Origin of the sequence: Agromyces sp. H66 (genome assembly GCF_004959775.1) — a bacterium.
Classification (GTDB): Bacteria; Actinomycetota; Actinomycetes; order Actinomycetales; family Microbacteriaceae; genus Agromyces.
Genome location: NZ_SJZG01000005.1, coordinates 320,928 through 336,413, shown reverse-complemented (window position 1 = coordinate 336,413; position 15,486 = coordinate 320,928). Strand labels below are relative to the sequence as shown.

The following is a 15,486-nucleotide window of genomic DNA, read 5'->3' as shown; positions in this document are numbered from 1 at the left end:
CTGGCCTCGGCGCCGGTCGACGGCGGCGATCCGTTCCCCGAGGGACGCGAGGCTTCGACGCTGCGCAGCATCGCACCGGCGATCAGCAGGGACGGCTCGCGGATCACCTTCAACACCGACAACGACCTGATCACGGGGACCCGGTTCGGTCCCATGAACGCGTACCTCGCCGAGTCCGGGGATTCTGCAGTCCCGACCTGGCCCGAGTCCGCCGCCGTGCGGGTCGTCGAGACGGGTGCGGAGTTCCTGCGTGTCGAGTGGGATGCCGCAAGCGACGCCATCGGCGTCGACGACTACCTCGTCAGCCTCGATGGCCGGTTCGTGACGACCGTGCCATCCGACACCCGGAGCGCACTCCTCGAGGGTCTCACCGCCGACACCGCATACCGCGTCTCGGTGGAGCCCCGCAACGTCGCGGGGCGGATCGGCGCACCGCTCGAGCTGGACGTGCGTACCGCCGTCGTCGTCGTGGGCGATGCCGCGCTCACCGCGTCCGCCGGTGCCGACGGACGCGTGACGCTTCGCTGGGACTCGGTCGGAGCCGACGCGACCTATCGGGTCGTTCGCACGTTCGGTGGCGTGAGCGAGATCGTCGGCGAGACGGCGGATCCCACGTTCGTCGACACGGCCGTCCCTGCCGGCGTGGAGGTCGAGTACCGCGTCGAGCTCGTCACCGGTGACACGGCCGCTCCGCTCACTCGGACCTTCGCCGTCACGACGCCGGCCCTGCCGGAACCCACGGTGTCCTGGAGTGCTCCCAAGCTTTCGACAGGCCACCTGGCGCTCGGTTCGGCGTTCTCGGTGCAGGTCACCGGCCAGCCCGACCGCTCCGTCACGGCGGACATCCGACTCGGCACGCTGTTCGGGGAGGAGGTCGCGAAGCTCGACCTCCTGGAGCAGGCCGATGGCACCTATACGGCGAGCCATCCGCTCGTGGCAGGGCCCGTGAACCGCGTGGTCGGCCTCGCGGTCGTCATCGACGACGGTGCGGGGCATGAGGCGACCGCCGTGGCCTCGGGCCTGCCTGCGTCGCTGAGCGGCGCGTTGCGCCTCGACTTCGCCGGCACCGCGATCGCGGGCGATGTGCTCACGGTGACGAGCGCCTCGACCGAGTTCAGCCACCAGCAGGTCCTCTCCGCCGAACCGACCGTGTCAGTGCCGGTGCCGCCGGCCGACGACCTTCGAGTGGAGGTGCGCCGTGCCAACGGCAGCCTCGCGGCGACGAGTGGGCTGCTCAGCGCGGCCCCGGCCGCCGAGACCCTCGTGGAACTCCGCTTGGCCGCCGAAGCCACGCTCGAGGTCGAGGTGCGGGTCGCGGGCGGTGATCCGCTGCGTGACGCGACGGTCGAGGTCTCGGGCCGAGAGGGGGCCACGATCGGCCGGACCGACTCGCTCGGCATCGTCCGATCCGGCGGCTGGCAGGAGGGCGACACGGTGAGCGTGCGGGTGACGTCGTCGGCGCTCCCCATCGAGCAGCACCCCGACGTCGACGTCGAACTGGTCGCCGGAGCGAACCGGGTCGTCGTCGAAGTGACCCCGGTCGAGGCGGCGATCGTCACCGGAACCGTCCGTGAGAACAGCACCCCGGTCGCCGGCGCCACCGTCACGCTCACCCAGACGATCGCGGGTCAGAACCTCGTGCGCGTCGCCACCACGGGTGACGACGGTCGGTTCACGGTCGAGGGCTACGTCGGCCCGTCGACGCTGCGCGTATCGACGCCGAGCGGCGGCACGGCGACGCGCCAGCATCTTCTCGAGGCGACGACGGACGTGCTCATCGACGTCGAGCCGCTCGCGTTCGAGACGGTCCGAGTCGATCTCCGCATGAAGGCGCCCGGCGAGCCCGACTGGGGTCCGTCGGTCGGCATCGACTGGTCGACCTCGGTGCACCTCCAGATCGAGGCGGACACCAGGGCCGTACAGCTCGGAACGTTCAACGAGAGCTCGGCGACGATCTCCGGTGCGGTCGGCACCGAGGTCCGCATCTGTGCGGACGCGGCACAGGTGTCCGGGCCGGCCGGGTGCAGCGAGCCGTTCACCTTGACCGGAGAGGCGAAGATCCACGACGTCGATCTCCGGCTCGGCTGGCCGGCGGGCGTCCAGGCCACGCTCCTCGACGCGCACCACGAGCCCCTGATCGGCTCATGGGTCGCCACCCTCATGAGCGACGGCTGGTCGAAGGCCATCTCGGGGAGCGGCTCCGCGCTGGCCGCCCAACTGCCGGACGCGGGACGCTACGTCATCGCCGTCAACCACTCCGGGAGTCGCGCCGCGGCGTGGGTGTCGGTGGATGTCGCGAACGACACGGTCACGCAGGTGGGCGAGATCGTGATCAGCGAGGTCGTGGGTGCCTTCGCCGGCGACGGGAACAGCGTCGTCGCCCTTGGCCAGCCCGCCCCGGGGGAGACCGTCGAGATCCGCACCGAGTTCGCGGCGACCGTCGCGGTGCGCGGTGCGCAACTCCGGCTCGCCGTGCCGGCGGGCTGGGAGCTGCTTCCCGCCGGGACGCTGCTCGACGGCTCCACGGTGACGGCTCGCAGCGGCCTCGGCGGCCTGACGGTGCCCCTGGGCGACCTGGCCGCCGGCGACACCGGCGTCCTGCGGGTGACGCTGCGGGTGCCGGTCGACGCGTCGGTCGGTGCCGCCGAACGGGTGACCGCGCTGGTCTCGGCGGGTACCGGTGGCGAGCATGTCGTCGGTTCCACGCTCATCGACGTCGCCGGAGTCACGATCCACGGTCCGGAACGCATCGCGGAGTTCACTGCGGTGCTCTCAGGCCTCGCCCCGGCAGGCGCGGAGGTGAGCGTCACGGAGCGTGGCGTGGTGCTGGGTGTCGCGACCGCGGGCCCCGGTGGACGCTGGGAGGCGAGGGTCGACCTGCCCGAGCGACGACTGTTCTGGGGGTACGAGCTCCAGGCGAGTGCCGTCGACGATGGACGATCGATGTTCTCGAAGAAGATCATGGTCGAGTACGACCCCACGGCGCCCGCGCTCACCGAGTTGGCCATCCATCAGGATGCTGTGGGCTCGAGCGGGCGCACGATCCGCTTCGATCCGCGCGACGGTGTGGCGGTCTTCCCGTTCGTCGTCGTCGATGGCGACGTCACGGTGGACCTGACCTTCGATCACCCCGATCGGGTGGACGGAGCCGTGGTGACGCTCGGTGCGTACGAGGTCGAGGCGATTCGCGGCCTCGACGGGCGGTTCACGGCCACGATTCCGCTGAAGCTCGGCAGTGAGGGCCCGATCTCGGTCGATGTGACGAGCCGCCCCGAGCAGCTCACGCTCGACGACCCGCGTCTGGTCGTGCCATCCGACGAGGCGGCCATCCGCGAACTGATGCCGGTCGGCATGCGCGATTTCGTGATCACCGACGTTGCGCCGGTGTCCAACGAGAAGGGAACGGGCGAACGGATCACGATCCTGTTCCCGAGCCTTCCGCCGGTGGACGGCGAGCCGGTCATCGGCGTCCTCACGCGTGTCGTCGAGGAGGTCGACGTCGAGCTCACCGACGACGACCTCCGCCTGATGGAACAGACGGGCCTGCCCATCGCCGGATTCGGGTTCGAGGCCGAGGCCGATGGCAACGGGGGGTCGATGGAGGTGATCCTCCCGGGCGATGGTTCGTCGTTCGAACCCGTTGGAAGCGTCGCGTCGACGGCCTCCCTGTCGATGATGCCGAGTGGCATGGCTGCAGCATCCACCGGGCTGTTCCGGCCCGGCTTCAAGACGGCGATCGATTGGGCGCTCAAGGCCGACGCTGCCGAGAGCGCGCGGACGGCCGGTGACAAGTACGAGGAACTCAGCAAGCTGAAGGATCGGATCAACACGGTGAAATCGTCCTGCCAGTACGACTACGACATGTCGTATTGGGAGGATGCGGTCGACGATGTCGGCATGCAGTCCATGGCCCTCGACGGTCTCAACGCGCTCGCCATGGCCGCCAGCGTGGAGGCCGGCCCGGCCGCCGAGTTCGTCTACAGTGCGTTGACCTATGTCGGCGACAAGACCATGGGAATGCTGATCTCGCATCAGATCGATCAGATCAAGGACCACGTCAACGGGACCGAGAGCAATTGCGATGAGAGCCCCGAGGAGCGGAACGAGCGTATGCGGGAGGGCATGACGCCCATCGCGCTTCCCAAGTACATCTACGACCCGTCCGGCTTCGTATACGAGGGCGCCGAGGCCAACCGGCTCGAGGGCGTGACGGCCACCGTGCTCTTCGCGCCGACGGCGGAGGGTCCGTGGGAGGTCTGGGACGCGGAGTGGTACGGCCAGTGGAACCCCATCCTCACCGACGCCGAAGGCAAGTACGCTTGGGACGTGCCGATCGGCTTCTGGCAGGTGCGATACGAGATGGCGGGCTACGCCCCGGCCGTGAGCGACGTGCTCGAGGTGCTCCCGCCGCATGTCGACGTGAACGTCGGCCTCGTGCCCCTCGCGGCTCCGGTCGCGACCGGACTCACCGCGACCGGTGGTGAGGTCGTGCTCGCCTTCAGCCAGCTCATGCAGGCCGGTTCCGTGGATGCCGAGGCGGTCACCGTGTCGGTCGGCGGTTCGCCTGTCGCCGGCACGGTCGCGCCGATCGAACCGCTCGAGACGCCCGNCTGTCGCCGGCACGGTCGCGCCGATCGAACCGCTCGAGACGCCCGGCGGCGTCCCGATCGCACGTGCCTTCACGTTCACGCCCGACGTCGCGTTCGCACCGGGCACCGAGCTCGAGATGCGCGTGCTCGCGTCCGTTCGCAACCACGCCGGGCGTGCGATGGACGCGGATGTCACGCTCAGCGCCGTGTTCGAGGCGGCACCGGTGGACCCCCCGGGCGAGCCCACCGACCCGGTGGTGCCCGGTGACGGCACCGACGGCGCGGGACCGAACCCGGCGGACGGCGGAGCCGACGGCGACGCGTCATCCGGAGCCCATCTACCGGGAGGCCTCTCCACCACCGGCGCGTCGCTCATCGCGCTGCCGGTCGGGCTCGGCCTGCTCGCAGCCGGTGTCGTGTTCCTCGTCGCGCGTCGCCGGCGACCTGCCCGAACCGAGTCCGAGGTCTAGGGAACGTGCGTCACACGGGGTGAGGTGCCGGCCGTCGGTGCGGTCGGCGCCCCACCTCGTCGTCGGTTCAGGCCCCGGCTCAGTTCCGGATCGTGATGTCGCCGATTCTCGATGCGAAGTCGTACCGGCGGGTCGCCGACGGATCATTCGGCACCTCGAGCTCGAGGTCGCCGAGCGAGGTTTCCGTGCTCACCGCGTAGCGACCCTCGGGCAGGCGCACGGTCAGCTCGCCGGCCTCGGTCTCGACGTCGATGCCGCTCGGCAACGACTCGAGCTCGAGTGTGACGTCCCCGATGACGGACTGCACCGTGAGATCGCCGCCGATGCTCATGTCGGTCGCGTCGACGTCACCGGCGTCGGTCCGCACGTCGAGCGACGCGACCGAGCCCCTGAGCTCGATGTCGCCGATGTCGCTCCGGGCTGTGACGTCGCCGAACGCGCCGGTGGCGTGGATGTCGCCGGCATCGGTGCTCAGCGCGAGCGTCACCTCGCGCTCGAGGGCTGCGGGCAGCACCAGCTCGAGCCGCGGGGTGCGATCGCCCAGCCACAGCCACGGCGCCTGGAACACGCCGAACTCGCGCACGTGCCGGAGCGAGACTCGCAGGGTTTCGCCGCGCACCTCGTGCTCGAGGTCGAGGCGCGCACCGGATCCGCCCTGACCGAGGGTGAGCTCGGCGCGGTCGACCTCTCGGTAGGTGATGTCCACGTCGGCGAGGTCGCCGTCGACGACGACCGAGTCGAAGCGATCCTCGATCTCCCAGGTGCCGGAGGCATCCGGCCGAGTGGCGGCATGCACCGCGGCCACGGAGAGCCAGACGATGATGGCGGCGACGACCGCCCCCACGATGATCAACACGACCGTTCGGCCGGCGCGGGAGGGATTCGGGGGTGCGGTTGTCGACATGATCGCTTCCTGGTGAGGGCCGCCGGGGCGGCATCCGATGGGATGTCTTCCACGCTATGAACCCCGGGCGGGACGCGTGAGCCGGGGAGCCGCCCACTCCGTCGGGGGTTAACCCCCGACGCGCTCCGTGCCTGCGTTCGGAGCGGCATCCGTGCGTTCTACACTGGCTTCGGAGTGACTTCCGATGGCGCCCTCCGGCTCGATCCGGTCGAGCGGGTGACGGTGCGGGAGCCCACCCGCCGAAACCGTCCTGTCCACCAGTCTCGAGCGCGCCGCAGACCGCGGTGGGGGAGCGCCGACCGTCCGAGGAAGAGCGTGCAACCACCGTGGTGACGTCGTCGCAGGAATCCGAGCGACGGGCACGCCACGCCACGGTGCGGCGCGGGCGGCACCGCACCGAGGAGCCGAACGAGGACTTCACCCGCGGGTTCAACGCCCTCGGCGAGCTCGCGCTCGCGGGCGTGCAGGTGTCGGCGCGGGCCACCGACCTCGCCACCGGCAAGGTGCTCTTCTCCGTCGACGACCACGTCGTGATGCCGACCGCTTCCATCGGCAAGGTGCTGCTGCTCGTCGAGGTGGCCTCACGACTGTCGGGCACGACGCCCGAGTCGTTCACGGTGCTCGACCGGGCGCCGCGCGACGCCGTCGGCGACTCCGGCATCTGGCAGCACCTGCAGTCGCCGTCGCTGCCGATCGCCGATCTCGCCGCCCTGATCGGCGCGACGAGCGACAACCTCGCCACCAACGTGCTGATCCGCTACATCGGACTCGAAGCCGTGCGCGCCCGCACCGAGGCGTTGGGCCTCACGCGCACGGCGCTCCTCGACCTCGTGCGCGACCACCGCGGCCCCGACGACGCCCCGCAGCTGTCGATCGGGTCGGCGAAGGAGCTCACCTGGTTGTTCGCGTCGATCGCGCGCGGCGAGATCGTGAGCCCCGAGGTCTCGCAGCGCGTGGTGGGGTGGCTCTCGCTCAACGCCGACCTGTCGCTCGTCGCGAGTGCCTTCGGCCTCGACCCGCTCGCGCACCGCATGCCCGACCACAACGTGCTGCTCATGAACAAGACGGGCACCGACGGCGGGGTGCGCAGCGAGGTGGGGGTCCTCCGGGGACCGCGCGCGGGCGTGGCCTACGCCGTGTCGATGTACTTCGCCGACACCATGCTGTCGTCGCGTCTCGCGGTGCTCGACGGCATGCACCAGGTCGGGCTCGACCTGCTGGAGTACGTGCACTGAGCGGATGCCGCGACGTGCGGCCGTGGCATCCGTCGGTCGTGGCATCCGGAGCGGCCCTCGTGTCACCCGGAATGGCACTTGAAGCCGCCCCTCGATCCGCGCCAAACTGAGCACATCTCAGGATGACGGCGACTGGACGCATGGGGGCGCTCGGCGTCGCGAGCGGGTGGGGTGAGTGCCGTGACGGAGATTTCCAGTCGTACGAGTGCGGGCCGGCCGATCAGCCGCCGGGCCTTCATCGCGGCCGCCGGAGCCGCCGGAGCCGGATTCGTGCTCTACGCCGTGCTCCCCGGCGGCGAGCGAGTCGCCGTCGCCCAGATTCCCGGCGGCACGCTGCCGCCGGGGCAGGTGCCGAAGTTCCAGACGCCGATGCTCATTCCGCCCGTCATGCCGAGGGCCGGCACGATCGTGGCTCGCGGCGGCAAGAACGTGGACTCCTACGAGATCTCGATGCGGCAGTTCTCGCAGCAGATCCTGCCGGCGGGCCTGCCGCCGACGACGGTGTGGGGCTACGGCGCCGTGGCCTCGGCGAAGAAGCGCGGGCTGCTGCTGCACAATGCGCCGTCGCTGACGATCGAGGCGAAGTGGAATCGCCCGGTGCGGATCACGTGGATCAACGATCTCGTCGACGACTCCGGGGACCACCTGCCGCATCTGCTTCCCGTCGACCCCACGCTGCACTGGGCGAATCCGCCCGGCGGCATCGACGGGCGCGACTCGCGGCCGACGTTCGCGACGACGCCGGATGCCTACGACGGCCCCGTGCCGATCGTCACGCACGTGCACGGCGCCATCGGCGTCGGTGACGAGAGCGACGGGTACGCCGAGGCCTGGTACCTGCCGGCGGCTGGTGACATCCCAGCCGGCTTCGCGACGGAGGGCACCTGGTACGAGTTCTTCGCGGGCAAGGCGGAGGCCGGGTTCGGCGCGGAATGGGGGCCGGGGTACGCGACCTTCCAGTACCCGAACGACCAGCGTGCGTCGACGCTCTGGTACCACGACCACGCGCTCGGCATGACACGTCTGAACGTCTATGCGGGCCCGGCTGGGTTCTTCATGATCCGCGGCGGCCCCGACGGCGACGACGCCGTGCTCGACGGTCGCACCGGTGCGACCGCCGTGCTCCCGGGGCCGGCGCCGAAGGAGAACGACACCTTCCCGCCGAACAAGACGTACTACGAGATCCCGATCGCCGTGCAGGACCGCTCCTTCAACGACGACGGGTCGCTGTTCTACCCCGACACGCGGGAGTTCTTCGACGGCATCGTGGGCGACTTCCTTCCCGAGGGCGAGTTCTCGCCGATCTGGAACCCCGAGTTCTTCGGCAACATGCTCATCGCCAACGGCAACACGTGGCCGTTCCAGGTCGTCGAGCAGCGGCGATACCGCTTCCGATTCCTGAACGGCTGCCAGTCCCGGTTCCTCATCCTCGATTTCAGCGGCATCCCGGGCGTCGAGGCCTGGCAGATCGGCAACGAGGGCGGATTCCTCGCGTCGCCGGTCGACCTCACGGCCGATCACGGCGGCCGGCTCCTGATGGGGCTCGCCGAGCGGGCCGACGTCATCGTCGATTTCACGAACGTGCCGGTGGGGAACCACGTGCTCGGCAACGTCGGGCCCGACGAGCCCTTCGGCGGCGGGGTGCCCGGGGTCGACTTCCCGGTCGCCGATCCAGATTCGACGGGTCAGGTGCTCGAGTTCCGCGTGGTCCCGGCGGCCGGGCCCGACCCCACGACCCCGCCGCAGTTCTTGGTGCTGCCGCCCATCATGCCGCTGCCGCCCGAGACCGTGCATCGCCCGCTCGCGCTCATCGAGAAGATGGGCATGGGGCACGGCGCGCAGGGCGAGCCGCTCGAGGGGCCGGTCGAGGCGCTGCTCGGCGAGGTCGTCGACGGGCTGCTCGTGGAGCGGCTGTGGATGGATCCCGTGTCCGAGAATCCGGCGGTCGGAGCGACCGAGGTGTGGGAGTTCGTGAACACCACGGGCGACGCGCACCCCATGCACGTGCACGAGGTCGCGTTCGAGGTGGTGAACCGGGAGGGCCTGTTGCTCGGCGCCGACGGCGAGGTGGCCGTGCCGATCGAGCTGGACGGCGTCGTGACGCCGCCCGAACCGTGGGAGACGGGGTTCAAGGACACGGTCACCGCGTATCCGGGCCAGGTCACGAGGGTACGGGCCATGTTCGAGTACCCGGGACAGTACGTCTGGCACTGCCACATCGTCGAGCACGAGGACAACGAGATGATGCGGCCGTACCGCATCGGTCCCGTGCAGCCGGGGCAGCCGATGTGAGCCGCCGGGGCGGGTTTCGAGACGGCCGCGAGCGGCCTCCTCAACCCGCGGCGGGCGGCGACGTCAGCATCGCGATGCCGTCGAGCACGGCGAGCGCCGTCTCGTGCGCCCCGAGGATGCGGAAGTGTCCGGCCACGGGCACGCGCACGTTGGTCGCTCCGTCGAGCACGCTGCCGTCGGGCACGTGGGGATCGTACGTGCCGAACACCGACACGACGCGTGAGTTCATGGATGCCGCGCTCCCGAGCAGCACGATCGTCTCGTCGCCCGGCAGCAGCGCCCTGATACTGGGGTCGCGGAACAGGCGCGCCCGCCGCGCTCCGGCGAAGGGCGTGCACACCGCGACCAGCCCCCGGATGCCGAGCGCCTCGGCCCGTCCGTCGAGCAGCAGGTGCTTGCCGATGAGTCCGCCCTTGCTGTGGCCCACGATCACGCGTCCGGCCTCGGGCACGCGCACCCGTCCGAGGGCTCGCTCCAGGCGCGCCGACGTGTCGACGATGGGCCGGCGGTTCGCGCCGAGTCCGTGTACGATGACGACCCGATGCCCGGCGGCGTTCAGCGCGTCGCCGAGCGGCCTGAGGAACGACCAGTGCTCGTACACGCCGGGCAGCAGCACGACCTCGGGCTTGCCGGCCTCGCCCGTGCGCCAGTGCGCGGGCTCGCGCCGGGCGCCGAGGAGGGCGAGCTGGCGCGCCGCGGCGTAGGCGTAGTCGAGCGCCCACCAGCCCAGGGCGCTCAGCGGGGTCATCCGCGCGATCTCCAGCGGCTCATCGGGCTGGGTCACCGCCCGGCCCACGGGGTCGCCGCGCGCGTGCCGGGCGACGAGCTCGCCGACCCGATGGCCCGTCACGACCATCGTGTCGTGACCGCGACCGGGCACCTCGGCGAATCGGCCCCTCGGCGCGAGCGCCGCCATCTCCTCGGCCCAGTACCGCGGCACGAGATGGTCGTGCTCTCCGCGGATCACGAGCGTCTCGGCCTCGATCGACGGCAGCACGAGCTCGATGCGATGGTCGAGCATGGGTCGCAGGTTGGCGATGAACCACCGCGGCCCGGCATCCAGGTAGGCCGCGAAACCGGTGGCGAGCACCTTGGGATTCACGATCGCGATGTCCTGCAGGAACCGCAGCACCTGCTTCGCGAGCGTCCGTTCGCGGGGGTTCACGGTGGCTCCGATGAGCACCACGCGGCCGACGAGCTCGGGGTGCCGGGCCGCCGCCTCCGCGACGACCTGCGCACCCGTGGAGTGTCCGACGAGCACGGGTCGCCGGATCCCTTCCGCTGCCAGCAGCTCGGCGAGGAGCTCGCCCGACTCCGCCATGCTGAGCGGCCGCGACGGCTCGGGGGCGCCGCCGAAGCCCGGGAGGTCGAGCGCGTACACGGTGCCCGTCGGCTCGATGACCTCCGCCATGGCGTCCCAGTACTCGTGGGCCATGCCCAGGCCGTGCACGAGCACGTAGGCAGGACCGTCGGGAATGCCGGACTCGCGGATGAGCACCACGCGTTCCCCGCTGCGGAACTCGCGGGTCATCGCCATCATGGCAGTCTAGGCGCGGCAGGATGGACGTGACTGGGAGGACGCATGTCGGAGGGGAACGCCTGGCGGCGCGTCCGCGCACTGCCGCGGCTCGTGGCGCGTGCGCCGTGGTGGGTTCGCGTGGTGGTCGGCGCCGCGGCGATCGTGCTCGGCGTGCTCCTGGTCACGCGTCCACTGTCGTCGCTCGCCGTGCTCGCGGTGTACCTCGGGCTCTCGCTCATCGTCTCGGGGATCTCCGATGCGCTCGACGCGCGCGGCTCGGCCACGCCGGTGGTCGGCGTGGCGCTCGGCCTCGCCTGGGTGCTGCTCGGCGTCGCGGTGCTCACGTGGCTGGGGCGCTCGATCGACCTGCTCGGCCCGGCGCTGGCGATCGCGCTCATCGTCGGCGGCGGCATCCGCATGGTCCGCGCCGTGCGCGGCACGATCGACGAACGCGTCGCGAGCGCGATCCTCGCCGCCGCCGACATCGTCTTCGGCATCGTCGCGCTGCAGTGGCCCGACGCGACCCTCATCGTCATCGCGGTGCTGTTCGGGGCGCGCACGGTGTTCTTCGGCGTGCGCGAGGTGTGGCGCGGCATCCTGCTCGCACGGGGACGGCGTGATCGAACGGATGCCACGCGCCCGCGCCCGCTCGCACGGTTCGCGCGCATCACGGCCGCGGTCGTCGCGCTCGCGTTCGCGGTCGTCGCCGCGGTCGTCGGCTCCGAGCTGCGCGCCGGGGCGCCGATCCTGGACGCATTCGCGACGGTCGCCGGCGTGCCCGGGGAGCCCGGACGGCTCATCCGCTCGGAGCCGTTCACGCGCGGCATCCCCGACGACGCCGTGGCCTGGCGCATCCTGTACACGACCACCGATCACACCGGTGAGCCGGTGCTCTCGAGCGGCATCGTCGCGCGGGCGGCCGACAGCGACGGCGGCCCACGGCCGGTCATCGCCTGGGCGCATGGCACCACGGGATTCGCCGAGCCGTGCGCGCCGTCGATCGTGCCCGACTCGCTCGCGGCCGGCGCGCTGCCCGCGCTCGACCGGATCATCTCGGAGGACTGGGTGCTCGTCGCCACCGACTACGCGGGCCTCGGCACGCCCGGCCCGCAGCCGTACCTCGTCGGCGAGGGCGAAGCGCGCTCGGTGCTCGACGCGGTACGTGCGGCCCGCGAGCTCGACACCGTGACGCTCGCCGCCGAGACGGTCGTGTGGGGCCACTCGCAGGGCGGGCACGCGGCGCTCTGGACCGGCGAGATCGCGACCGGCTATGCACCTGATGTCCCGCTCGCGGGCGTTGCCGCCATGGCGCCCGCGAGCGATCCGGTCGGACTCACCGAGAACCTGCCGAACGTCCCCGGCGGCAGCGTCTTCGCCTCCTACGTGGCCGCGGCGTACACGGCGGCCTACGACGACGTGCGCAGCAGCGACTACATCACGCCCGCGGCGCAACGGCTCGTGCGCGAGATGTCGACGCGGTGCCTCTCGGAGCCCGGCGTGCTCGTCTCAGTGCTGACGGCGCTCTCGATCGAACGCGACCGGCCCGTGTTCGATCGCGATCCCACCACGGGCGCGTTCGGGGCGCGGCTCGACCAGAACGTGCCGCGCGGTGCGATCGACGCGCCGCTCCTCGTCGCCCAGGGGCTCGCCGACCCGCTCGTCGAGCCCTCGGTGCAGGACGCCTACGTGCGGGACCGCTGCGACGAGGGCTTCCCGGTCGATCACCGCAGCTACGCCGGGCTCGGTCATCTCGAGCTCGTCGCCGACGATTCGCCCCTCATCGACGAGCTCATCGACTGGACGAACGCCCGGTTCGCGGGCGAGGAGCCGGCCTCGACGTGCTGAACCTCAGTCGATGACGCCGGACGCCGCGAGCCGCCGCAGCACCTCGGCGCCCGCCGGCGGGCAGCGGTGGGTGTCGGCCGTCGTCACCCAGTGCACCGCGCCCACCTCGGCGGAGGCGGCGGGCGCGGCATCCGTCTCGGCCCGGAACACCCGCATGCGAACGAGCCGGCCGTCGGGTTCGCCGTGCGCCTGCACCACGACCTCGAACAGTTCGTCGAGCTCCTCGGGATCGAGTTCGAGGGCGACCTCCTCGCGCGCCTCCCGGGCGGCGGCCTCGGCGGCGGACTCGCCGGCGTCGATCTTGCCGCCGGGCATGTAGTAGACCTCGCGATCGCGGGCGGTGACCATGAGCACGCGCCGGTCGCGCACGAGGGCGATGGCGGCGACGAGGAGGTCGGGCAGGTGCGGCATCCGTTCCACCCTACGGGCCGTGCCGGCGCTACGCTGACTCGCAGCCGAGCGCGACGGAGCGAGCGAAGGAGCGAGCATGAGCGACGAGAACCGCGGGTACGTGCGTGCCGTGCAGTCCGAGGTGTTCCGCGCCGGGGTGAGCGGCCGCAAGCCCGCCGTGCCCGTCGACGCCGCGGCGCTCGAACGGGCGGCAGGCAAGGCGATCCCGCCCGAGGCGTTCGCGTACCTCGCGGGAGGCGCCGGATCGGAGGCGACCATGGCCGCCAACCGCGCGGCGTTCGGGCACTGGCAGATCTGGCCGCGGGTGCTGCGCGACGTGGGCAGTCGCGACCTCTCGATCGAACTGCTGGGCCGGCGTCGGGCGACGCCGTTCCTGCTCTCGCCCATCGGCGTCGCCGAGCTCGCGCACGCCGATGCGGATGTCGCGGTCGGCCGAGCCGCCGCGGCGCTCGAGGTGCCCTACGTGCTCTCGAACCAGGCCTCGCGGCCCATGGAGGAGGTCGCCGCGGCGATGGGCGACGCCGCGCGGTGGTTCCAGCTGTACTGGAGTGCGTCCGACGAGCTCAACGCCTCGTTCCTGCGGCGCGCCGAGGCGGCGGGCTGCGAGGCCATCGTGGTGACCCTCGACACGCACCTGCTCGGCTGGCGCACGCGCGACCTCGACGCGGCGTTCCTGCCGTTCACGCGCGGGCAGGGGATCGCGCAGTACACGAGCGACCCGGTGTTCGCCGAGCTCGTGCGCGAGCGGGTCGCGCGTGGGGGAGGCGGCGGCGCGCGTCCTCGCGTGACGCCCACCCTCCTCGCCTCGGCGCTCTCGATCGCCCGGTCGGGTGCGGGCACCCTGCTCGTCGAGGGCGGGGTTCGCGACGCGCTGCGCTCGCCGTTGCCGCGCGCGGCCGTCGAGACGTTCCTCGACGTGTTCGCCGACCCGACCCTCACCTGGGAGTCGCTCGCGAAGCTCCGGGAGTGGACGACGCTGCCGGTGCTCCTGAAGGGCGTCGTGCATCCGGATGACGCGAGCCGGGCGCTCGACCACGGCGTCGACGGTCTCGTGGTGTCGAACCACGGCGGCCGGCAGATCGACGGGTCGGTCGCGACGCTCGACGCGCTGCCCGGGATAGTGGAGCGGGTCGCCGGACGTGTGCCGGTCGTGCTCGACAGCGGCGTGCGGGGCGGCGCCGACGCGTTCAAGGCCCTCGCCCTCGGCGCGACGGCCGTTGGCATCGGCCGGCCCTACGCCTACGGGCTCGCGGTGGCCGGCGCCGACGGGGTGCGCGAGGTCGTGCGCAACCACATCGCGGAGCTCGACGTCACCATGGCGCTCGCCGGGCATCGCGCCGTGGCCGAGATCGGCGGCGCCTCCCTGCATCCGCTCAGGGATGGTACTCGCTCGTGAACACGTCGTTCAGTGTCACGGTGGTGAGGCCGCGCTCGGCGATGATCGCTCGCAGGTCGTCGAACACGGTCGTCACGGGCATCCAGTTGAGGTGGCCGATGACGATGTGCTGCGGCAGGAACCACTCGCGTGCGAGGTCGACGATCGTCGCGGCGGGGATCTCGGCGGAGTCCGCGAGCGAGCCGTACCAGAGCGTCGGCACGGTGTAGCCGAGGTCCGCGGCGATCGCATCGACGCGGTCGTCGTGGAACCCGTACGGCGGCCGGAAGAAGGGGCGGGCGTCGACGCCGAACAGGTCGCCGATGAAGTCGTGCGTGCGCACGAGCTCGTCGCGCACGCCGGCGTCGGGGAGGCTCGTGAGGTCGGGGTGCGACCAGGTGTGATTGGCCAACTGGACCTGGCCCGACGCGATGAGTGGGGCGAGCGTGTCGACGTTCTCGTCCCACGCGAAGTAGGTGCCCGTGACGAACATCGTGAGCCGGATGCCGCTCGTCTGGGCGAACGCGGCGTACGCCGCGATGACCTCCGTGCTCGTGCCGTCGTCGACCGTCCAGGCGAGGAGCGACCCGTCGCCCGGCAGCGAGTCGATGGTGCCGCTCGGCGCCGGGACGCGCTCGAGCGCCGGAGCGGCCTGCGGCGGCGGTGGCGGGGGTCCTTCCTCGGCGACGGGCGCCACCGCGTCGGGCGCCACCGCGTCGGGCGCCACCGCGCCCGGCGCCGGCGTGCCCGCGGCCACCGGCGTCGCGCAGGCCGAGAGTGCGGCCAACGCGGCCGCGGAGCCGCCGAACGCGAGCAGCGTGCGCCTCGGGATCTCGGTCATCTTCC

At 71.8% G+C, this 15,486-nt stretch carries 9 protein-coding genes; 5 read left to right on the top strand and 4 right to left on the bottom strand.

The window, feature by feature from the left end; all coding sequences use genetic code 11:
* Positions 1-4,813 precede the first annotated feature (4,813 nt).
* Positions 4,814-5,059, top strand: coding sequence for a hypothetical protein (locus EZM51_RS11495; protein ID WP_136708377.1), 246 nt, complete (start codon positions 4,814-4,816; stop codon positions 5,057-5,059).
* A gap of 79 nt (positions 5,060-5,138) precedes the next feature.
* On the opposite strand, the gene EZM51_RS11490 is transcribed toward EZM51_RS11495, so the two are convergent.
* Positions 5,139-5,963 carry a DUF4097 family beta strand repeat-containing protein gene (locus EZM51_RS11490; RefSeq protein WP_136708376.1) on the bottom strand — a complete coding sequence of 275 codons (825 nt, stop codon included), beginning with the start codon at positions 5,961-5,963 and terminating at the stop codon, positions 5,139-5,141.
* Positions 5,964-6,289: 326 nt separating this feature from the next.
* On the opposite strand from EZM51_RS11490, the gene EZM51_RS11485 reads away from it, so the two are divergent.
* Positions 6,290-7,198 (top strand): serine hydrolase, encoded by a 909-nt coding sequence (locus EZM51_RS11485; RefSeq protein ID WP_136708375.1) that lies wholly within the window; start codon positions 6,290-6,292, stop codon positions 7,196-7,198.
* 180 nt (positions 7,199-7,378) lie between these two features.
* Positions 7,379-9,490, top strand: a complete 2,112-nt coding sequence (locus EZM51_RS11480) for a multicopper oxidase (protein ID WP_248305610.1) — start codon at positions 7,379-7,381, stop codon at positions 9,488-9,490.
* Between the two features lie 40 nt (positions 9,491-9,530).
* Here EZM51_RS11480 and EZM51_RS11475 read toward each other — a convergent pair whose 3' ends face one another.
* Positions 9,531-11,027, bottom strand: a complete 1,497-nt coding sequence (locus EZM51_RS11475; RefSeq protein WP_169053884.1) for an alpha/beta fold hydrolase — start codon at positions 11,025-11,027, stop codon at positions 9,531-9,533.
* A 45-nt stretch (positions 11,028-11,072) separates the two neighbouring features.
* On the opposite strand from EZM51_RS11475, the gene EZM51_RS11470 reads away from it, so the two are divergent.
* A complete protein-coding gene (locus EZM51_RS11470) occupies positions 11,073-12,854 on the top strand; it encodes a lipase family protein (RefSeq protein ID WP_136708373.1) in 1,782 nt (593 codons plus the stop codon).
* Positions 12,855-12,857: 3 nt separating this feature from the next.
* On the opposite strand, the gene EZM51_RS11465 is transcribed toward EZM51_RS11470, so the two are convergent.
* Positions 12,858-13,265, bottom strand: coding sequence for an NUDIX domain-containing protein (locus EZM51_RS11465; protein WP_136708372.1), 408 nt, complete (start codon positions 13,263-13,265; stop codon positions 12,858-12,860).
* Positions 13,266-13,341: 76 nt separating this feature from the next.
* Here EZM51_RS11465 and EZM51_RS11460 point away from each other — a divergent pair, with 76 nt between their 5' ends.
* Positions 13,342-14,661 carry an alpha-hydroxy-acid oxidizing protein gene (locus EZM51_RS11460; RefSeq protein ID WP_136708371.1) on the top strand — a complete coding sequence of 440 codons (1,320 nt, stop codon included), beginning with the start codon at positions 13,342-13,344 and terminating at the stop codon, positions 14,659-14,661.
* On the opposite strand, the gene EZM51_RS11455 is transcribed toward EZM51_RS11460, so the two are convergent.
* Entirely contained in the window at positions 14,639-15,481 is an 843-nt protein-coding gene (locus tag EZM51_RS11455; protein ID WP_136708370.1) for a polysaccharide deacetylase family protein, read from the bottom strand. The two genes, EZM51_RS11460 and EZM51_RS11455, sit on opposite strands and share 23 nt — an antisense overlap.
* Between the last annotated feature and the right edge of the window lie 5 nt (positions 15,482-15,486).